This window comes from Pseudonocardia sp. TRM90224, assembly GCF_021245725.1.
Lineage (GTDB): Bacteria > Actinomycetota > Actinomycetes > Mycobacteriales > Pseudonocardiaceae > Pseudonocardia.
Map to the genome: position 1 here is coordinate 26,515 of NZ_JAJGSX010000019.1, position 19,914 is coordinate 46,428.

A 19,914-nucleotide genomic window follows, 5' to 3' on the forward strand; every position below is an offset into this window, starting at 1 on the left:
GCGCGAGTCCCGCGTTCTCCCGGGCGAGTGGCGTGTTCCGTCACGCCCAGTGCGGCGGGCGGAGCAGTGCGGCGGGCAGCGTGGTGCGGGAGTCCCCGCGTGCCGCGTTGACCTGGAACTGCGTGAGGAAGACGGCACCGTCGAGCCGCGCGCCACGCAGATCGGCGCCGCGCAGGTCGGCACCGATGACGTCGGCCATGCGGAGGTCGGCCTCACGCAGGTCGGCGCCGATGAGGTAGGCGCCGCGCAGGTTCGCCCCGCGCAGGTCGGCGCGGCGCATCCGCTTGCCGATCAGGTCGGCGCCCCTGCGGTCGACGCCCTCGCGCGGGGCGCCGGCCCGCACCAGCTCGCTGGTGCGCAGGAGCAGGGTGTTGATCTCGGAACGGTGCTCGTCCACGTCGACGTCGACGAGCTCGCCCGCCGCGAGATCGAGCAGCCTGCGGTTCTCGGCGGCGGCTGCCTGCAGTTCGGGACGCAGCGCCGCGGCCGCCGGGAGCTCGATCGCCTCGACGAGGTACCAGCGGATCTCCGCGAGCTGGCGGGCCACCGCGAACACCGCGAACATCTGCGGCGCCGTAGCCGGCTCGTCGCGCCAGCTGCGCCCGCCGAACGTCCGCTGCGCGACGTGCTGGCCCGCGCCGAAGCAGTCGAACACCGTGCACCCGGCGAAGCCGCTCTCGCGCAGCCGGCTGTGGATGCCGCAGCGGAAGTCGTCCTGCAGTTTGTGGCAGGGCTGACCGGCGGGCTTGTCGATCGCGAAGTCCGACGACGCCGCGAACGCCGGCGCCACGCAGCAGAGCCCGAAGCAGCGCTCGCAGTCGGCGCGCAACTCGCGCCGCGCGTCGGTGATCGGGAGGTCCACACGCACGGCACCAGTCTCCGTTACGGCTCCCAGGAAGTGGGACTCGCCCGCGGAAACGGAGAACTCGCCCACCGAAACGCGGGACTCGCCCGCTGGAACGGGGGACTCGCCCGCCGAAACGGGGGACTCGCCCGCTGAGACGTGGGACTCGCGTGCTGCGGCGCGCGACTCACCGCTCTGGAGTGCGCGACTCACCTGTTCTCGTGGTCCTCGAAGATCAGGGACGTGCGGCTGGCGATGACCTCGGGGATCGCGGGGAGCTGGTCGAGCACCACCCTCCGCAGGGCGGCGTTGTCGGCCGCGCGGACCAGCAGCATCACGTCGAAGTCGCCACCGACGAGCGCCATGTGCCGCACCTCCTCGATCCCCTTGAGCCGCTCGCGCAGCCGCCGCCACGAGCTCTGCTGGATCGAGAGCGACACGTAGGCCGAGGTGGCGAGGCCCGCCTTCACCGGATCGACGATCACCGTGTAGCCGACGATCACGCCGGCGGCGGCCAGCCGGTCGAGCCGCGCATACGCGTTGGCCCGCGAGACGCGCACCCGCTCCGCCAGCGTCCGCACCGACATCCGCCCGTCCACCTGGAGCTCGGCGAGCATCCGCCGGTCGATGTCGTCCAGCACGTCGGCCATCTGTCTCGCTCCTCACACCCGCATCCACTCGACGGTGGACATCCTGCACGCACCCAGCACAGCTTCACGACAACCATCTCATCTTCCATGTGGATGTTGGTCGAACTGCCGCATCCGGCGGACTATTTGCTCCTGATGTCTTCATCGAGGAGGTAGCCGTGAGCGACTCGCTGTCCCGGATGCTGGACGAGCACGGCAACGTCGTCGAGGGCGTCGACCCGGCGACGCTCCCCCCGCTCGCCGACCTGCTCGACGGCTACCGCGCGCTGGTCGTCGCGAGGCGGTTCAACGACCAGGCGAGCGCGCTGGTCCGGCAGGGTCGGCTCGCGGTCTACCCCTCCTCGCACGGCCAGGAGGCCTGCCAGGTCGCCGCGGCGACCGTGCTCGGCGAGCACGACTGGCTGTTCCCGACCTACCGCGACTGCGCCGCGGTCGTCACCCGCGGCGTCGACCCCGTCGAGGTGCTGACGCTGCTGGCGGGCGAGTGGCACTGCGGCTACGACCCGGTCGCGACGCGCGTCGCGCCGCAGTGCACGCCGCTCGCGACGCAGCTGCCGCACGCCGTCGGCGTGGCGCACGCGGCCCGCCTGAAGGGCGAGGACACCGTGGTCATGGCGCTCTGCGGCGACGGCGCGACGAGCGAGGGCGACTTCCACGAGGCGCTCAACTTCGCCGCGGTGTTCCGCGCGCCCGTTGTCTTCCTCGTGCAGAACAACAAGTACGCGATCTCGGTGCCGCTGGCCCGGCAGTCGGCCGCGCCGTCGCTCGCCGCGAAGGGGGTCGGCTACGGCGTCCCCGCCGAGCTGGTCGACGGCAACGACCTCGCCGCGCTCACCAGCGTGCTCGCGGCCGCCGTCGAACGTGCCCGCAGCGGCGGCGGCCCGACGCTCGTCGAGGCCGACACCTATCGCATCCAGGCGCACACGAACGCCGACGACGCCAGCCGCTACCGCAACGACGACGAGGTCGCGAAGTGGCTGCCCCGCGATCCGCTGCTGCGGCTCAAGGCCTACTTGACCGCGCAGGGTGTGCTCGACGCCGAGCGGGAGGCCGCGTTCGCGCAGGTCGCCGAGGAGATGGCGGCGCACGTCAGGGCCGGATCGGCCGGCGAGGGGACGGCCGATCCGAGCGAGCTGTTCCGGCACGTGTTCGCGGAGCCGACACCGCAGCTGCGGGAGCAGTCCGAGCTGCTCGCAGCCGAGCTGACGGCGGACCTGGAGGCGGCCCGATGAGCACGACGACGCTCACCCCCAAGATCACTATGGCGCAGGCCATCAACACCGCCTTGCGCGACGCCATGACCGCCGACGACCGCGTCGTCGTCTTCGGCGAGGACGTCGGCCCGCTCGGCGGCGTCTTCCGCGTGACCGACGGGCTCACCGCGTCGTTCGGCGAGGACCGCTGCTTCGACACGCCGTTGGCGGAGTCCGGGATCGTCGGCATGGCGATCGGGATGGCGATGAACGGCATGCGCCCGGTCATCGAAATGCAGTTCGACGCGTTCGCGTTCCCGGCGTTCGAGCAGATCGTCAGCCACGTGGCCAAGATGGCCAACCGCACGCGCGGCAAGGTCCGGCTGCCGATGGTGATCCGGGTGCCCTACGCGGGCGGGGTCGGCGGGGTCGAGCACCACTGCGACTCGTCGGAGGCCTATTACGCGCACACGCCCGGCCTGCTCGTCGTCACACCGGCGACGAACGCCGACGCGTACGGCCTGCTCCGCGCGGCCATCGACAGCCCCGACCCGGTGATCTTCCTCGAGCCGAAGAAGCAGTACTTCAGCAAGGAGGAGGTCGACGTCACCGCCCCCGTCCCGCCGATCGGACGCGCGGTAGTCCGGCGCGAGGGCCGCGACGCCACACTGATCACCTACGGCCCTTCGGTGCCGGTCGCGCTCGCCGCGGCGGAGCAGGCCGCGGCGGAAGGCCGCGACGTGGGTGTCGTCGACGTGCGCTCGATCGTCCCCTTCGACGACGAGACGGTCTGCGCGGCCGTACGCGCAACAGGCCGTGCGGTGGTGGTCGCGGAGGCGCCGGGGTTCGCCTCGGTCGCTTCGGAGATCGCCGCGCGGGTCACCGAGCGCTGCTTCCACCACCTGGAGGCGCCGGTGCGCAGGGTCACCGGGTTCGACATCCCGTTCCCCGCTCCGAAGCTGGAGCGCCACCAGCTGCCTGGTGTCGACCGGATCCTCGACGCCGTCGACGACCTGCAGTGGGAGGAATCGTGAGCCCGCAGGTCTTCACGCTGCCCGACCTCGGCGAAGGCCTCTCCGAGGCAGAGCTGGTCCGCTGGCTGGTGAAGGTCGGCGACACCGTGGCCATCGACGAGGTGGTCGCGGAGGTCGAGACGGCCAAGGCGAGCGTCGAGGTGCCGACACCGTTCGCCGGTGTGGTCGTCGAGCTGCACGGCACCGAGGGCTCGACGATCGACGTCGGCGCGCCGCTGATCTCGGTCGCAGCTGACACCGACACCGCTGCCGCGACCTACGTCGAGGAGGAGCGGGCCGGTTCCGGCAACGTCCTCATCGGCTACGGGACGTCGGCGCCCCCCGCCGGCCGACGGGGCCGCCGCGCCCGCCGCGCGGACGCACCGGCCCGGCCCGCGGGCGCGGAACGTCCCCGGGTGCGCTCGCCGCTGGTCCGCCAGCTGGCCCGCAAGCACGGCATCGACCTCGCGACGCTGCCCGGAACGGGCCCGGACGGCCTCATCACCAGGGCGGACGTCGAGCGCGCTGCGACGCCGGAGACACCCCCGGCCAACACGTCCACCGATGCCCGCACCGGCCTGCCGATCAAGGAACGGGTGGCGGTGCGCGGCGTCCGCAAGGCGGTCACGCAGACGCTCGCCCGCAGCCGTTCGGAGATCCCGGAGGCGACGACCTGGGTCGACGTCGACGCGACCGCACTGCTGGAGATGCGCGCCGCGATGGCGGTCGGCGACGAGCGGCCGCCGGGCATGCTGGCGATCCTCGCGCGGTTCGTCGTCGCCGGGCTGGCCCGCTTCCCCGAGCTGAACTCCCGCGTCGACACCGAGCGCGAGGAGATCCAGCACCTCGACGGGGTCAACCTCGGCATCGCGGCACAGACCGACCGCGGCCTGCTCGTGCCCTCGATCCGCGGCGCCCACGAGCTCAGCATCCGTGGGCTCGACGCCGAGATCCGCAGGCTGACGGCCGCGGCCAGGGACGGCAGCGCCACCGCCACCGACCTGTCCGGCGGCTCGTTCACGCTCAACAACTACGGCGTGCTCGGCGTCGACGGCAGCGCGGCGATCATCAACCACCCGGAGGTCGCGATACTCGGGATCGGCCGGATCATCGAGCGCCCATGGGTCGTCGAGGGCACGATCGTGCCGCGGCACATCACGCAGCTGTCGCTCGTCTTCGACCACCGCGTGTGCGACGGCGGCACCGCGGGCGGCTTCCTGCGTTACGTCGCCGACGCGGTGGAGGCCCCGGTCCGGGCACTCGCGGACGTCTGATCGGCGTCCTGCAGGCGGCGCAGCTCGGCCCGGAGCCGGCCGCGGACGTGCAGGAGCGCCGCCACGCGGTCCTCGACCGCGTCGAGCCGGCGCGCGTAGAGCTCGACGGCTTCGGCGCACGCCGGCTCGCCGGCCAGGTCGTGTGCGAGGCACCCGCTGACGCTGCGGATGTCGTCCGAGGTCAGGCCGGCAGCCAGCAGCATCCTGATGTTCGCGACCTGCGTCTCGGCCTCCGGCGCGTAGTCGCGGTAGCCGTTGGCCGCCCGCGCGGAGTGCAGGAGGCCCTGCTCCTCGTAGTACCGCAGCGCCCGGGTCGTCGTGCCGGTCCGACGGGCGAGCTCGCCGATGCGCATGTCCGTCATCGTCGCCCACCCACCCGGAACGACACCAGGAAGATCGCCAGCGACACCAGCCCGAGCACCGCGCTCGCGGTGAGCACGCCGGCCGCGCCGAACCACGCGAGTGCCGCGCCACCGGCCGCACCGGCGACGGAGATGCCCAGGTACATCGCACTCGTGTTCAGCGCGATCGCCTCGGTCGCCGACTCGCCCGCGACCGCCATCAGCCGGGCCTGGCTCGGCGGGTTGAACGCCCAGCCGCAGACGCCCCACCCACCGATCAGCGCGCCGATCACGACGATCGGGACGGCGCCGCTCCACGCCCAGCCCGCGACGGCCAGCGCAGCCACGACCGCGGTCTGACCGCCCAGTGCGCCAACGAGCAGGCGTTCCGCACCGAACCGGTCGGTGCCGCGGCCACCGAGCAGCGCGCCGGCGAACCCGGCCACACCAGCGATGCCGATGAGCACCGCCAGCTCCGCGGGGCCCGCGCCCGACAGAGCGGCCGCGATCGGCGCGATGTAGACGAACGGCATCAACCCACCGGCCGCACCGACCGTCATCGCCACCAGCCCGATCAGCACCGTGGGCTGCCGCAACGGCGCCAGCCGCGCCCGGACGGTCTGGCGCGGTGCCCGTTCGAGCGCGGGCATCGACACCGCGAGCCCGACGGTCACCAGCACGGCGATCGCCGCCACGAAGACCATCGTCGAGCGCCAGCCGACCGTGCCTCCGAGCCACGTGCCGGCCGGAACGCCGGCGACCAGCGAGAGCGTCAGCCCGACGGTGAGCACCCCGATGCTGCGGCCGGTGCGGCCCGGCGGGGCGAGCGTTGCCGCGGTGGCGAAGGCGGCGGGCGTCATCATCGCCGCCGTGGCGGCCGCAAGCACGCGGATCGCCATGAGCAGCGGGTAGGTCGGCGCGAGCGCCGCGGCGACGTTCAACACCGTGAACACCGCCATCCCGCCGATCAGCACCGCGCGGCGCGGCAGCCCGGCCGTCACCACCGCCATCACCGGAGCGCTCAGCGCGTACGTCAGCGAGAACGCCGTGACGAGCTGCCCTGCGGCCGGCTCGGTGACGGCAAGATCCGTCGCGAGGGCCGGCAGCACACCCGCGATCACGAAATCGTCGGTGCCGATGGCGAAGGTCAGCAGGGCGAGGCAGCCGAGCCAAAGCGGGACGGATCCGCTGGTGGGGGCCGGTATCGCGGCATCGGGTCGGGTCGACATGCCGCGACGCTAGAACCTTGCCGCCGGCGTCAAGGCAAGCGCAAATGTTTTGCCATCAGCTTGCCTTTTCGAGCGGCTCTGATAACTATGCTGACCGTAGCGTTCGTGGTATGGGGGTAACCACGACACTGCGCCGGAAGCTGCGGACAGCCATCGCCGCAGCCGTCCCGCAGGCCGAACAGGGGCGGCACATCGACCCGATCGACGAGCCCGCGCCCGACCCGTCCGCGTGGGGGGCCACGTGCACCGCGGCCATCGAGAGCCCGGAGATGGAGACGTTCCGCGCCGGCCTGCGGCTCGACGACCGCGACGTGCGCGCCTCGGTGCTCGACGACCTCGCCACCTTCCACGGGATCACCCCGGAGGAGGCCCGCGCCCGCTGCCTCGACTGGGAGCAGGACAGCCTCGCCGAATGGGCCGCCGTGGAGGACCCCGTCGCGTTCTACCGCACGATGCAGTCCTGGGGCTTCGACCTGCTGTGGTGGGCATATCTGCAAGCCACGGGGCACGCCGACCCCTCGCACGTCATCGCGCTGCGCTGGCTGCGGCAGCACACCGACTACTCGCTGGACAGCCGCAAGCACCTCGACTTCGGCTCCGGTGTGGGCGTCACGAGCCAGCTCTTCGCCGATTGCGGCTACGAGACCACCCTCGCCGACCTCTCCTCGACCCTGCTCGGCTTCGCCCGCTTCCGCTTGGAACGCCGCGGCGTCAGCGCCTCCTACCTCGATCTCGGCACCGAGGCGCTGCCGAACGACCGGTACGACGTGATCACCGCGATCGACACGCTCGCGCACGTCCCCGACCTGGCGAGCACGGGCCGCGAGCTGCACGCCGCGCTTCGCCCCGGCGGGGTGCTGATCGCCAACTTCGACATCCGCGAAGAGGCCCCGGAGACCGTCTGGCACCTGCAGGACGACGACCTGCGCGCGACCTACGAGCTGCGGCGCGCGGGCTTCGTCTCGGTGGGCGGGCTCGGGTACGGGCTGGTGGCGTACCGCAGCGTGCACGACAGCGGGATCAAGCAGCGCGTACGTGCGGCCCGCGACTGGTTGACGCTGGTCAGCCCGCCCCGCCGGCTCGCGCGGCGGCTCGGCCGCCCGATGCTGCGCGCAGCGGGTGCGCACCTCGAACGGCGCCGGCGGGGACACGCGCCGCAGCTCACACCGGCGCTGGCTCCTGCGCTCCAGGTCCCGGCCCAGCGCACCGGGAACGATGTCGACGAGCGATCGGCCAGAACGCCAGGCCGACGCTGATCACTCCGTCAACGTCCCCCAGGCGTAGGTCTGCTTGGCCAACTTGAGGTACATGAACGTCTCGGCGCTCGTGATGCCCTCGATGCCCCGGACGCTGTCGTTCAGCACCCGCAGCAGCTGCGCGTCGTCCTTGCACGTGACCTCGGCGAGCAGGTCGAACCGGCCCGCGCAGAGCACGAGGTAACACACTTCGGGCAGCTCGCCGAGCCGTTCGGCGACGGCGTGCACGTCGCCGGAGACCTTGATGCCGATCATCGCCTGACGGGCGAGGTCGACGTCGAGCGGGTCGGTGACCGCGACGATCTGCATCGTCCCGTCGCGGAGCAGCCGCTGCACGCGCTGGCGCACCGCGCCTTCGGACAGCCCGACGGCTCTGGACAGCGTGGTGAACGACGCCCGACCGTCCCGCTGCAGGAGCGAGATCAGCGTGCGGTCGGTGCCGTCGAGACCGCGCGACCCGCGTTGGTCGTCGGTCCGCTGGCGCGCTGCTCCGGTCATAACGCCACTTCCCTGTGTCGGACACCGCGCGGCCCCCGCGCGGGACCGGCTCGGGTCACAGCATCGCGTGCGCCTTCGAGAGAACGTCACGCAGGATGCTCTCGATCTCGTCGAACTCGCGCTGCCCGCAGATGAGCGGCGGCGCGAACTGGATGACGGGATCGGCGCGATCGTCGGTCCGGCAGTACAACCCGGCCTCGAAGATCGCCGCCGAGACGAACCCGCTGAGCACGCGCTCGGACTCCTCCTCGGTGAACGACTCCTTCGTGACCTTGTCCTTCACCAGCTCGACGGCGAAGAAGAAGCCGTCGCCGCGGACGTCGCCGACGATCGGGATGTCGGAGAGCTTCTCCAGCGTCGACCGGAACGCGCCCTCGCGGCTGCGCACGGCGCCGTAGAGGTCCTCGCGGTCGAAGATGTCGAGGTTGGCGAGCGCGACGGCGCACGCGACCGGGTGACCGCCGAACGTGTACCCGTGCAGGAAGACGGCGTCCTCGGCCTGGAACGGCTCGGCCAGCCGGTCGCTGATGATCGCGGCACCGAGCGGCGCGTACCCCGAGGTCAGGCCCTTGGCGCAGGTGATGATGTCGGGCTGGTAGCCGTAGCGCTGCGCGCCGAACGCGTACCCGAGGCGGCCCCACGCGCAGATCACCTCGTCGGAGACGAGCAGGACGTCGTGGCGGTCGCAGATCTCCCTGACCCGCTGGAAGTAGCCGGGCGGCGGGGTGAGGCAGCCACCGGAGTTCTGCACCGGCTCGAGGAACACGGCCGCGACGGTGTCGGCGCCCTCGGCGAGGATCGCGGCCTCGATCTGGTCGGCGGCCCACACGCCGAACGCCGCGGGATCGTCGCCGTGCTCCGGAGCGCGGTAGAAGTTGGTGTTCGCGACCTTGATCCCGCCGGGGACGAGCGGCTCGAAGGGCGCGCGGTAGGGCGCAACACCGTTGATCGTCAGCGCGCCGTGCGTCGTGCCGTGGTACGCGCTGGCGCGGCTGACGACCTTGTACTTGCCCGGCTTCCCGGTGAGCTTGAAGTACTGCTTCGCGAGCTTCCACGCCGTCTCGACGGCCTCCGAGCCGCTGGTGGTGAAGAAGACCTTGTTCAGGTCGCCCGGCGCGGTCGCGGCGATCCGCTCGGCCAGCTCGACGGCGGCCGGGTGGACGTGCGACCAGAGCGGGAAGTAGGCGAGCTCGCGCGTCTGGCGCGCCGCCGCCTCGGCAAGCTCCTCGCGGCCGTGCCCCGCCTGCACGACGAAGAGCCCGGCGAGGCCGTCGAGGTAGCGCCGGCCCGTCTCGTCGTAGATGTACGCGCCCTCGCCGCGGGTGATCACCGGCAGCGAGCCGTTGCGCATCGCCGCCAGCTTCGAGAAGTGCGGCCAGAGGGCGGTCTGGGGGTCGGTCACAGGACTCTCCACTCGATGCGACGGCGCGACACTCCCTTTATCGCACGGCGCTCGTCCAGGAACAACCTTTTCCGTTGCCTGAAGCGGTTGAGACTGAGGAAACTGTTGAGAACCACCGCTCGGGCTGACAGCATCGCCGGCATGACCGAGCTGCTGACCGTCACCGGCCCTGCAACCGGCGACGTCCTCGCCGAGCTGCCGGCGGCCACCGCGGCCGACGTGGACACCGCCGTCGGCCGCGCCCGCAAGGCGCAGCGCGAGTGGGGCGCGACGGCGCCCGGGGAGCGGGCGGCCGTCCTGCTGCGGGTGGCGGCGCTCATCGAGGCGCACGCCGAGGAGCTCGCGCTCACCGAGACCCGCCAGTGCGGCAAACCGATCCGGCTCTCCCGCGAGTTCGACGTGCCCGGGACGGCCGACAACGCCGCCTTCTTCGCCGGCGCGTCACGCGCGATGGAGGGCAAGGCGGCCGCCGAGTACTCGGCCGACCACACCTCGGCGATCCGGCGCGACCCGGTGGGCGTCGTCGGGTCGATCGCGCCGTGGAACTACCCGCTGCAGATGGCGGGCTGGAAGCTCTTCCCGGCCTTGGCCACCGGGAACGCCGTGGTGATCAAACCGGCCGAGATCACGCCGTTGACCACGCTGCGTCTCGCCGAGCTGTGCGCGGAAGCGGGCCTGCCCGACGGCGTGCTGACGGTGCTCGTCGGCACCGGGCCCGTCGCGGGCGAGGCGCTCGTGAGCCATCCCGGCATCGACATGGTGTCGTTCACCGGCTCGACCGCCGTCGGGAAGCGGGTGGCGCAGCTCGCCGCGCAGGCCCCGAAGCGCGTCCACCTGGAGCTGGGCGGCAAGGCGCCGTTCGTCGTGTTCGACGACGCCGACCTCGAAGCCGCCATGCACGGCGCGGTTGCGGGCGCGCTGATCAACGGCGGGCAGGACTGCACCGCGGCCACCCGCGCCTACGTGCAGCGCCCGCTCTACGACGCGTTCGTCGACGGGGTCGCCGACCTGTTCGGCACGGTCCGGATGGGCGACCCGGAGGACCCGGCGACCGACCTCGGCTCACTGATCTCCCGCGCGCAGGCCGAGCGGGTGCACGGCTTCGTGAGCAGGGCGGCCACCGCCGGGGCGCGGATCGTGGGCGGCCGGGCGCCGGAGGGTGCGTTCCACGAGCCCACGCTCGTCGTCGGCGCCGCGCAGGACGCGGAGATCGTGCGCGACGAGGTGTTCGGGCCCGTGCTGGTGGTGCTGCCGTTCGACAGCGACGACGACGGGCTCGCGCTGGCCAACGACACCCGCTACGGCCTCGCCGCCTCGGCCTGGACGCGCGACGTCTACCGGGCCGGCCGGGCGTCGCGCGAGCTGGCCGCCGGCTGCGTCTGGATCAACGACCACATCCCGATCGTCAGCGAGATGCCGCACGGTGGCGTCAAGGCGTCCGGGTACGGGAAGGACATGTCGAGCTACGCGCTGGAGGAGTACACCTCCGTCAAGCACGTGATGAGCGACAACACGGGCGAGGCGCGCAAGAGCTGGCACCGGACGGTGTTCGCGGGCGGGTGAGGGGGCGCGCGGCCCGCTCGGAGTAGGTGCGCGACGCATACGTTGCCTGGAAAGCCACTTTCCCAGCGCCACCGGCCGGGAAAGTGGCTTTCCCGGCACTCTCGACCTGGCCCGCCCCGGTCTAGAGCTCCGACGCCGCCCACTCCGTCACCGTCACGTCGTCGCCGACGGCGAGCTTGCCCGTCCGCAGCACGGAGAACTTCGCGCCGAAGGCCACACCACCCTCGGCGGCGCGGCGGTAGGAGGCGAGGGTCCGGATCGGTTCGGGGCCCGCGACGACGCCGGCCGACTGGTCAACGCGGGTCACGGCGCAGCGGATCGCCAGCTTCTGGTAGCCGAGCTCGGCGTTGCCGATGGTCATGGTGCGGGCGCGGTCCTCGGTGTGCGCCTCCGGCCAGCCGTCGACGATCACGTTCGGCCGGAACCGGTCCATCGGCAGCCCGCCCGCGGGGATGCGGGTGTTCAGCTCCTCCAGCGATGACACCGATATCACGAGCGTCGCGCCGCTGTCGGCGTAGCCGCAGCGAGCCGGGACGTGGCCCGGCATCACGCGGTGGTGCTCGGACGGCACCCTGACCAGCCGCGACGGCACGCCGAGCACGGCGGTGAGCCACTGCGCCACCGGCTCGCCCTGGTCGATCCCGCGGTACTGGTTGTTGAAGAGCTGCACGTCGCGGCGGGGCCCGTCGGTGTCGACCTCGACCGTCACCGGGTCGTGTCCCGCGACGTCGAGCACGAGGATCTCCCCGCCGTCCTCGACCCGCGGGCGGATCACCGCGAGCGTCGGGTCGCGACGCTGGGTGCGGAACACGTAGCCGTCGTCGACGACCATGAACGTCCGGTCGTCGACCAGCCCGCCCTCGGTCAGGTCGGCCTCCGTGAGCGGCACGCCTGCGCACCCCTTGACCGGGTACGTGACGAGCCCGACGACCCGTGCCATGCGATCTCCAACTCCTCTTGACTTCTCCACCAGCGCCTTGGATCTTAGAAAAGCGTTCTAAGACGTAGGTCACATCCTCAGCAGGTCGACGACGACTTCCCGGGAGGCGACGTGAAGCTGTCCTACGTCCGAGAGCTCGACGAATACCCGACGGGCCGGCGCAGGACGTTCCTGCTCGGGATGGCCGTGCTGGCCAGCCTCATCATCAACTACGAGGCCGCCATCGCGCCGGTTGTCCCGCTGCTGCTCCCCGACCTGGGCATGACACTACCGACGTACGGCGCGATCTCGGCCGCCTCGGCGCTCTCCGGCGCGATCGCCGGCATCATCGCGGGCCGCTGGACCGACAAGGTCGGACGGGTCCGGCTGCTGGTCCCGACGATGCTGATCACGTCGCTGCTGTGCTTCGCGATGGCGTTCGTGGACTCCCCGGGGCAGCTGCTCGCCACCCGGATCGTGCTGTCGTTCGTCGACGGGATCGCGGTGGCCGCCACCGCGCCGCTGGTGCGCGACTTCTCGCCGCGCATGGGCCGTGCGACGGCGTTCGGGTTCTGGACGTGGGGCCCGGTCGGCGCGAACTTCCTCTCCGCTGCCATCGCCGGCGCGACGCTGGCGTACTTCGGCACGTGGCAGTCCCAGTTCATCATCATGGGGACGCTGTCGCTGGTCATCTCGATCGTGATCGCGTTCAACATCGCCGAGCTCTCCCCAGCGCTGCAGGCGACGATCCGCCAGACCGAGCAGCACGCCGTCGGCGAGGCGGACGTCGCGCGGCCGGCGCGGATGTCCGACCTGCTGCGCAGCCCGGTCGTCTGGGCACACCTGCTCGGCATCTCGTCCTGGCTGGTCCTGTACATCACGCTGCTGGTGTTCGGGCAGACGATGCTCGTGGCGACGTTCGGCGTGACGCCCGCCGAGGCGTCGCAGATCATGATGGCGTTCTGGATCCTCGACCTGGTCATGCTGATCGTCATCGGGCGGATCTCCGACCGCCTGCAGCTGCGCAAGCCGTTCGCCGTGGCGGGTACCGCTCTCGGGCTGCTGGTGCTGGCCGTGCTGATCTGGATGACCGCGAACCCGCAGAGCACGTCCGTGCCCGCGCTCATGATCACCGGCAGCCTGCTCGGCGGCGCGCTGGCGATGGCTTACGCGCCGTGGATGGCGAACTACTCGGAGAACGCCGAGGACATCGACCCGCGGCTGCAGGGCACGGCGTGGGGGCTGTTCTCGTTCGCCACCAAGATCATCGCAGTGGGCGTGCTGCTGGTCTCGCCGCACGTCGTCGCGGCGGTCGGCTGGGACGGCTGGCTCGTCGTGACGATGGTGTGCCTCGCGGCGTTCGGCATCGCGATCGTGTTCTTCAAGGGCCCCTGGCGGCGCATCCCGGCCACCACTCCGGCGACAGCCACCCCCGTCGCCGGCGACTGACCCCGAACTTCCCCACCGTTTTGTGCATTTGCGCGCTCTGGGAGCGCGCAGGTGCACAAAACGGTGGGGAACTCCTACGCCGTGTCGAAGACGCCCAGGCGCTCGATCATCGCGACGGCGGCGTCGGTGATCCGGTCGGCGTCGTCGCGGGTCGTGCTCGTGACGATCTCGCGGCTGGCCTCCCCGATGATCGTGGTCAGGACGGCGACGGTGACCCGGCCGATGGGGTCGTCGTCCACCTCCAGCAGCAGCGAGTTCTGTCGCAGCCACGCGTGCGCGCGGGTGCGCCGCATCAGCTCAAAGCCGGGCGGCCCGTCCTTCTCCAGGAACAGGTCGGCCAGGCCGCGGCCCTCCCACGAGCCGGCGAGGAAGGCCCGCGCGCCGGTGATGAACAGCGCGAGCGGACGCGTCTCACCCTCGTGTCTCGCCTGCGCGACGGCCGACGCCGCACGGTGCTCCTGGCTGCCCTGCCACTCCTCGTACAGCGCTAGGAACAGCTCCGCCTTCCCACCGAAGTGGTGGTAGAGGCTCCCGACGCTCGACCCGGCCTTCTCCACGACCCGCGCGACGCTGGCGTCGGCGAACCCCACCTCCGCGAAGACGTCGCGGGCCGCGTCCAGGATCACGCGGCGGGTCTCGGCCGTGCGGCTCCAGGTCCACGACCCGCGGCCGCTGCCGGGGTACTGCGGGCCGTCCGGCTGCCCTTCGTCTGCTCGCACGTCGTCTCCCGTCGGAAAGGTGCCGCATCGTACCGGCGTGCTGGACGTCCGGTGCCGGACGCACTGTGCTGGACGTCTGGGGGTTCCCGTGTTCGACTCTCCGCATGCTGCCCGCCTCGGAGCTCTGGACCTGGTCCGACCCGATGGGTGAGGCGCTGCACCTGCTGCGGATGACCGGCACGTTCTACTTCCGGGCCGAGTTCTCCGAGCCGTGGGGCATCGAGATCCCACCGATGCCCGACACCCTCTGGTTCCACGTCGTGACTCACGGCAGCGCGGCCATCGTGCTCCCACCGACCGGGGAGCAGGACGTCCCGCTCGCCCCCGGCGGGCTGGCGCTCGTCCCGCACGGCGCCGGCCACGGCTTGCGCAGCGCCCCGGATGCTCCGATGCATTCCGCCTCCCACATCCCGCACGACTTCCTCTCCGAGCGGTACGCCGTGCTCCGCCACGGCGGCGGCGGCGAACGCTCGACGATGGTGTGCGGGGCCGTCCGCTTCGACCACCCGGCCGCCCGCGCGCTCGTGGCGCTGCTGCCCCCGGTGATCCGGATCGGCGCCACCGAAAACGCAGGAGCAGAGTGGTTGTCGGGCACGCTCGGCCTGCTCGCCGCCGAGGTCACGCAGCTGCGGCCCGGCGGGGAGGCGGTGATCACCCGGCTGTCGGACATCGTCGTCATCCAGGCGATCAGGGCATGGATCGAGAGCGACCCGGCGGCCCGCACCGGCTGGCTCGGCGCGCTGCAGGACCCGCAGATCGGCCGGGCGCTGACGCTGATCCACCGTGACCCGGCCCGCGAGTGGACGGTCGCCGCGCTGGCCGCGGAGACGTCGATGTCGCGCTCGGCGTTCGCCGCGCGGTTCACCGAACTGGTCGGCGAGGCCGCGATGCACTACGTCACCCGCTGGCGCATGCACACGGCGATGACCTGGCTCGCCGACGACACCATGACGGTCGGCGAGATCTCCGGGCGGCTCGGCTACCGCTCGGAAGCGGCCTTCAGCAGAGCGTTCAAGCGGGTCATCGGCGTCGCACCGGGCGCGGCGCGGCGCGCGGCCATCAGTAGCGCCCAGGTGCCGCCTTCAGCGCAGCTGCAGACCGGCTAGCGAGCCGTCGGCCCGCCAGCTCTCCAGCATCTCGATGAACCGCACCGAGCCGGCGCCGAACGGCGAGTTCTTCGCCGCCGACGGCGACGCCTTGCCCTCGTTGTTGTAGTAGCCGGGCGTGCACTCCTCCTGGAACGACCTGCGCAGCTCGCCGAGCCGCACGATCGTCGCCACCCACTCCGCCTCGGCCTCCGCGGTCGCCTCGACCGTCCGCACGTCGTGCTCGGCGCAGTGCCGCACGATGTAGGCGATGTGCACCGCCTGCTCGGCGAGCATGTGCGGGAAGTTCGGCGCGAGGCCCGACTGCGTGACGCTCACGATGAAGTAGTTCGGGAACCCGTGGCTGTGCATGCCGTGGAGCGTCTCCGGCCCGTCCGCCCACTTCTCGCCGAGCACGAGCCCGTCGCGCCCGTGCACCTCGAGGCCGGTCCGGCGGGTGTACCCGGTGCCCACCTCGAACCCGGTCGCGTAGATCAGCACGTCGAGCTCGTACTCGCGGTCACTGACGACGACCCCGCGCTCGGTGATCCGGTCGACGCCCTGCCCGCGGGTGTCCACGAGCGTGACGGACGGCCGGTTGAACGTGTCGAGGTACTCGTCGTGGAAGCAGGGCCGCTTGCAGAACTGGTTGTAGTACGGCTTGAGCGCGGCGGCCGTCGCCGGGTCGCTGATCACCGCGTCGACCCGGGACCTGATCTGCTCCATCTTGGTGAAGTCGGCGAGCTGGACGAGCTCCGCGGCGTCGGTGTCGCCGCCCGCCTTGCGGACCGCGATCAACGACAGGTTCCGGATGATGTCGGTCCAGCCGTCGCCGACCAGGTCCTCGTCCTGCTGGCCGCCGGAGACGAGGATGTTGAAGTTCTCCATCCGCCGCTTCTGCCAGCCGGGTTCGAGCTGCGCCGCCCACTGCGGGTCGGTCGGCCGGTTGTTGCGCACGTCGATCGACGACGGCGTGCGCTGGAAGACGTACAGCTCGCCGGCCGCCGCGCCGAGGTGCGGGACGCACTGGACGGCGGTGGCGCCGGTGCCGATGATGCCGACCCGCTTGCCGGCGAGTCCGGGCAGCCCGTCCTCGGCGCTGCCGGTGTAGTCGTAGTCCCAGCGGCTGGTGTGGAAGCTGTGCCCGCCGAACGTCTCCAGGCCCGGCACGCCGGGCAGCTTCGGCCGGTGCAGCGGCCCGCCCGCCGTCACGACGAACCGGGCCCGCATGCGGTCGCCGCGGTTGGTCGTGACCGTCCACTCGGCGCCGGCCTCGTCCCAGCGCATCTCGACGGCCTCGGTCTGGAAGCACGCTAGGCGGTAGAGGTCGAACCGCTCGCCGATCATCCGGCTGTAGGCGAGGATCTCCGGCCCGCGGGAGTACTTCTCGACGGGGAGGTAGCCGGTCTCCTCCAGCAGCGGCAGGTAGATGTAGGACTCGATGTCGCAGGCGGCGCCGGGGTAGCGGTTCCAGTACCAGGTACCGCCGAAGTCGCTGCCCTTCTCGATGATCCGGACGTCGGCGACGCCCGCTTCGCGCAGCCGCGCCGCGGTCAGCAGGCCGCCGAAGCCGCCGCCGATCACGATCACGTCCACGCGGTCGGTGAGCGGCTCGCGCTCGAACGTCGGGTCGGCGTGCGGGTCGTCCAGGTAGCGCGCCAGCTCGCCGTCCGGCTCGCGGTACTGGTCGTTGCCGTCGGGGCGCAGGCGGCGTTCGCGCTCTTCGCGGTACTTGGCGCGCAGTGCGTCGGGGTCGAACCCGAGCCCGGTGTCGGCCGTCTGCGTCATCGCTACCCCCCGTGAACGACGAATTCCAGAACCACGTTCGACCTTACGCAGCGATCCGGCCCCGTGTCAGCACCGGCGGTCGCCGGTTCGGGCGGACCCGCCCCCACGGCCGCACCACGGAGATCACCGTGATCAGCAGCAAGGTCGTGACGATGCTGACCGAGCCGGTGAACAGGCTCCGTCGCACGACGAGGTACTCCGGGTCGGCGAGCGCCGACGGGTCGGCGGTCAGCGCCACCGCGTCGCCGATCCAGCCGCCCATCCAGATCGGCGTGAAGATCAGCATCGCGACGCAGAGCACCAGCTTCACCAGCACCCACCAGTACCGGACGAGCCCCCACTTCGTCTTCATCCCCAGCAGCACCCCGCTGGTGATCGACCCGACCGCGAGCGCGATCAGCAGGTACCGGTCGAACATGTGGGTGATCTCGTGCGCCGCGTGCCGCAGCGCGGGATCGCCGGTGACGAGCGCGACGACGTTCAGCGTGAGCTGGCAGCAGCCGACGCCCAGCCAGCCGAGGGATGTCGTGTAGTGCAGCACGTCGAGCACGTGCTTGCCCCTGCGTCCGATTCTCCTGACCATGCCGAAAGCCTCGCCATGGTCGCTGCCTGCCGGAACACGGCGAGATGGGGGTTGTGTGGTGGAGCCAGCTTCCCGGCGGAGGTAGGGCCAGCAGGATGGTCCCGGCCGCAGCTCCGCCGTAGCGTCCTGTTCGTGCCTGGAGCGCAGATCCCGTGGCACGCGCCGGTGCGGCTCCTGCGGTCCGGCCGACCGCTGCGCGGCCTCGGCTACCTCGCGTCCGGCGCGGTGTGCGACCTGCTGTGCCTCGCGGCCCTGCTGGTCGCCGTCGCTGCCGGGCTCGCCCTCTCGCCGTTCCTGGCCGGGTTCCCGCTGCTCGTGGCCCTGTTCTTGGTGGCGGGCGGGCACGCGGCGCTGGAGCGTCGGCGGGTGGCGTGGCTCGGCACCCCGGTGGAGTCGGCCGAGCACCGCGCGCCGTCCCGGCCGGGCGTCACGGCCTGGGTCGGCGCCCGCCTGCGCGATCCGCGCACCCGGCGCGAGCTGGCGCACGCCGTGCTCAGCTGCACGGTGCTGTGGCCGTTCGAGCTGATCGTGACGGTGTCGTGCGTGCTGATGACCGGCTTCCCGCTGCTCGCGCCACTGCTGGCGGCGCTGTTCCCCGCGGCGTTCCCGGCCGCGGTCGAGCTGGCGGTGGCCGGGTGGCTGTGGCTCGCCCCGCCCATCGGGCTGCTGTTCGCACTCCTCTCGGCGTACGTGCTGACGGCGGCGGCCGGCGTGCGGGCGCGGCTGACCGTCGTGGTGCTCGGTGCGCGGTCAGACGCTTGCACCGCGGAGTTCGAGGAGGTCAGCCGCTCGCGGACGCGGATCGTCGACCGCTTCGACACCGAGCGCGCCCGGATCGAACGCGACCTGCACGACGGCGTGCAGGGTCGCCTGCTCGGGCTGGCCGTGCAGCTCGGGATCGCCCGCTCGCGGCTGCCCGCCACCGCGGCCACGGCGCCCGTCGCCGCGCTGCTGGCCGGAGCCCACGAGGAGGCCACCACGGTGCTCGCCGAGCTGCGCCGGGTCGTCGACGGCATCCACCCGCACGTCCTGACCGACCGCGGGCTCGTGGCGGCGGTCGACGAGCTCGCGGGCACATCGACGGTCCCGGTGCGGGCCGACCTCGTGCTGCCGGGCCGGCTCGGCCGGTCCGTCGAGGCCTGCGCCTACTACGTGATCAGCGAGGCGATCACGAACGCCGCGAAGCACTCGATGGCGCGGACGGTCGACGTCGCCGCGCGGGTCGGCGGCGGGCGGTTGCGCGTCGAGATCGGCGACGACGGCCTGGGCGGCGCGAGCGCTGTCGACGGCGGCGGCCTGCAGGGGCTCGCCGACCGGGCCGCCGCGGTGGGCGGCACGCTGCGGCTGGCCAGCCCCGCGGGCGGCCCGACCCGGCTGGTGCTGGAAGTCCCGTGCCAGGTGTGAAGGGCCTCCGGGTGGTCGTCGCCGAGGACTCGGCGCTCCTGCGCGAGGGCCTGCGGCACATCCTCGCCGACGCCGGCCACGAGGTCGTCGCCGGCGCCGGCGACGCCGCCGAGCTGCTCGACGCCGTTGCCGCACACGCGCCGGACCTCGTCGTCACCGACGTCCGGATGCCGCCGGCATTCACCGACGAAGGGCTCGCCGCCGCCGTCGAGCTGCGCCGCCGCCACCCCGGCCTGCCGATCGTCGTGCTCAGCCACGTCGTCGGACGGACGTACGCCGCCGAGCTGCTGGAGACCGCGACCACTGCCGTCGGCTACCTCCTCAAGGACCGCGTGGCGGACGTGCCGCAGTTCGTCGCGGCGGTCGAGCGGGTCGCCGGCGGCGCGGTCGTCATCGATCCCGAGGTCGTGCGGCGGCTGCTAGCGGCCCGCCGCGACGCATCGCCGCTGGCAGCGCTCACGCCGCGGGAGACCGACGTGCTGGAGGGGATGGCGCAGGGCCGCACCAACGGGGCGATCGCCTCGGCCCTGCGCATCAGCGAGATCTCGGTGGCCAAACACGCCGGGAACATCTTCGCGAAACTGCTGCTCCCACCTGCGGCCGACGACAACCGCAGGGTGCTCGCGGTGCTGGCATACCTGCGTGATCGACCTGACGGCACGGGGCTAACGTGATCGTTGATCAGTCGCTCCGAGCAGGAGAAT

The 19,914-nt window shown here is 72.1% G+C and carries 19 protein-coding genes; 9 read left to right on the forward strand and 10 right to left on the reverse strand.

Annotated features, from left to right (window positions below; genetic code table 11):
• Nucleotides 1-40 precede the first annotated feature (40 nt).
• Nucleotides 41-868, reverse strand: coding sequence for a pentapeptide repeat-containing protein (locus LL648_RS24250; RefSeq protein WP_232665002.1), 828 nt, complete (start codon nt 866-868; stop codon nt 41-43).
• Between the two features lie 185 nt (nt 869-1,053).
• Nucleotides 1,054-1,494 (reverse strand): Lrp/AsnC family transcriptional regulator, encoded by a 441-nt coding sequence (locus LL648_RS24255; protein WP_232665003.1) that lies wholly within the window; start codon nt 1,492-1,494, stop codon nt 1,054-1,056.
• 179 nt (nt 1,495-1,673) lie between these two features.
• Here LL648_RS24255 and LL648_RS24260 point away from each other — a divergent pair, with 179 nt between their 5' ends.
• From LL648_RS24260 to LL648_RS24270, 3 genes are read left to right on the forward strand one after another with little or no spacing between them, the layout of a single operon-like run.
• The gene (locus LL648_RS24260) at nt 1,674-2,726 is read left to right on the forward strand and encodes a thiamine pyrophosphate-dependent dehydrogenase E1 component subunit alpha (protein WP_255686366.1); all 1,053 of its coding nucleotides are present in this window, start codon (nt 1,674-1,676) and stop codon (nt 2,724-2,726) included.
• Nucleotides 2,723-3,721: an alpha-ketoacid dehydrogenase subunit beta gene (locus LL648_RS24265; protein ID WP_232665005.1), complete on the forward strand. Its 999-nt coding sequence runs from the start codon at nt 2,723-2,725 to the stop codon at nt 3,719-3,721. Before LL648_RS24260 ends, LL648_RS24265 begins: the two co-directional genes overlap by 4 nt.
• Entirely contained in the window at nt 3,718-4,974 is a 1,257-nt protein-coding gene (locus LL648_RS24270; protein ID WP_232665006.1) for a dihydrolipoamide acetyltransferase family protein, read from the forward strand. Before LL648_RS24265 ends, LL648_RS24270 begins: the two co-directional genes overlap by 4 nt.
• Here LL648_RS24270 and LL648_RS24275 read toward each other — a convergent pair.
• Nucleotides 4,923-5,336 carry a MerR family transcriptional regulator gene (locus LL648_RS24275; RefSeq protein ID WP_308190390.1) on the reverse strand — a complete coding sequence of 138 codons (414 nt, stop codon included), beginning with the start codon at nt 5,334-5,336 and terminating at the stop codon, nt 4,923-4,925. The two genes, LL648_RS24270 and LL648_RS24275, sit on opposite strands and share 52 nt — an antisense overlap.
• Nucleotides 5,333-6,544 (reverse strand): MFS transporter, encoded by a 1,212-nt coding sequence (locus LL648_RS24280; protein ID WP_232665007.1) that lies wholly within the window; start codon nt 6,542-6,544, stop codon nt 5,333-5,335. The genes LL648_RS24275 and LL648_RS24280 overlap by 4 nt, the downstream gene beginning before the upstream one ends.
• A gap of 110 nt (nt 6,545-6,654) precedes the next feature.
• On the opposite strand from LL648_RS24280, the gene LL648_RS24285 reads away from it, so the two are divergent.
• Entirely contained in the window at nt 6,655-7,800 is a 1,146-nt protein-coding gene (locus LL648_RS24285) for a class I SAM-dependent methyltransferase (protein WP_232665008.1), read from the forward strand.
• Here the strand turns inward: LL648_RS24285 and LL648_RS24290 are convergent, their stop codons facing one another.
• Both LL648_RS24290 and LL648_RS24295 read right to left on the reverse strand, forming a co-directional pair.
• Nucleotides 7,801-8,298 carry an Lrp/AsnC family transcriptional regulator gene (locus LL648_RS24290; RefSeq protein ID WP_232665009.1) on the reverse strand — a complete coding sequence of 166 codons (498 nt, stop codon included), beginning with the start codon at nt 8,296-8,298 and terminating at the stop codon, nt 7,801-7,803.
• A gap of 55 nt (nt 8,299-8,353) precedes the next feature.
• The gene (locus LL648_RS24295; RefSeq protein WP_308190391.1) at nt 8,354-9,700 is read right to left on the reverse strand and encodes an aspartate aminotransferase family protein; all 1,347 of its coding nucleotides are present in this window, start codon (nt 9,698-9,700) and stop codon (nt 8,354-8,356) included.
• Between the two features lie 141 nt (nt 9,701-9,841).
• Between LL648_RS24295 and LL648_RS24300 the strand changes: the two genes are divergently transcribed.
• On the forward strand, nt 9,842-11,263 hold the full coding sequence (locus LL648_RS24300; protein ID WP_232665010.1) for a gamma-aminobutyraldehyde dehydrogenase: 1,422 nt from the start codon (nt 9,842-9,844) through the stop codon (nt 11,261-11,263).
• Nucleotides 11,264-11,384: 121 nt separating this feature from the next.
• Here the strand turns inward: LL648_RS24300 and LL648_RS24305 are convergent, their stop codons facing one another.
• Nucleotides 11,385-12,203, reverse strand: coding sequence for an MOSC domain-containing protein (locus LL648_RS24305; protein ID WP_232665011.1), 819 nt, complete (start codon nt 12,201-12,203; stop codon nt 11,385-11,387).
• 111 nt (nt 12,204-12,314) lie between these two features.
• Here LL648_RS24305 and LL648_RS24310 point away from each other — a divergent pair, with 111 nt between their 5' ends.
• On the forward strand, nt 12,315-13,631 hold the full coding sequence (locus tag LL648_RS24310) for an MFS transporter (protein WP_232665012.1): 1,317 nt from the start codon (nt 12,315-12,317) through the stop codon (nt 13,629-13,631).
• A gap of 74 nt (nt 13,632-13,705) precedes the next feature.
• On the opposite strand, the gene LL648_RS24315 is transcribed toward LL648_RS24310, so the two are convergent.
• Nucleotides 13,706-14,350 carry a TetR/AcrR family transcriptional regulator gene (locus tag LL648_RS24315; protein WP_232665013.1) on the reverse strand — a complete coding sequence of 215 codons (645 nt, stop codon included), beginning with the start codon at nt 14,348-14,350 and terminating at the stop codon, nt 13,706-13,708.
• 104 nt (nt 14,351-14,454) lie between these two features.
• Between LL648_RS24315 and LL648_RS24320 the strand changes: the two genes are divergently transcribed.
• A complete protein-coding gene (locus LL648_RS24320) occupies nt 14,455-15,456 on the forward strand; it encodes an AraC family transcriptional regulator (protein ID WP_232665014.1) in 1,002 nt (333 codons plus the stop codon).
• Here LL648_RS24320 and LL648_RS24325 read toward each other — a convergent pair.
• Both LL648_RS24325 and LL648_RS24330 read right to left on the reverse strand, forming a co-directional pair.
• Entirely contained in the window at nt 15,433-17,223 is a 1,791-nt protein-coding gene (locus tag LL648_RS24325; RefSeq protein ID WP_232665015.1) for a flavin-containing monooxygenase, read from the reverse strand. The two genes, LL648_RS24320 and LL648_RS24325, sit on opposite strands and share 24 nt — an antisense overlap.
• A gap of 43 nt (nt 17,224-17,266) precedes the next feature.
• Nucleotides 17,267-17,806: a hypothetical protein gene (locus LL648_RS24330; RefSeq protein ID WP_232665016.1), complete on the reverse strand. Its 540-nt coding sequence runs from the start codon at nt 17,804-17,806 to the stop codon at nt 17,267-17,269.
• A gap of 132 nt (nt 17,807-17,938) precedes the next feature.
• Between LL648_RS24330 and LL648_RS24335 the strand changes: the two genes are divergently transcribed.
• Together LL648_RS24335 and LL648_RS24340 are read left to right on the forward strand one after the other, a co-directional pair.
• Nucleotides 17,939-19,210 carry a sensor histidine kinase gene (locus LL648_RS24335; protein WP_232665017.1) on the forward strand — a complete coding sequence of 424 codons (1,272 nt, stop codon included), beginning with the start codon at nt 17,939-17,941 and terminating at the stop codon, nt 19,208-19,210.
• Nucleotides 19,207-19,884 carry a response regulator transcription factor gene (locus LL648_RS24340; protein ID WP_232665018.1) on the forward strand — a complete coding sequence of 226 codons (678 nt, stop codon included), beginning with the start codon at nt 19,207-19,209 and terminating at the stop codon, nt 19,882-19,884. The genes LL648_RS24335 and LL648_RS24340 overlap by 4 nt, the downstream gene beginning before the upstream one ends.
• Nucleotides 19,885-19,914 lie beyond the last annotated feature (30 nt).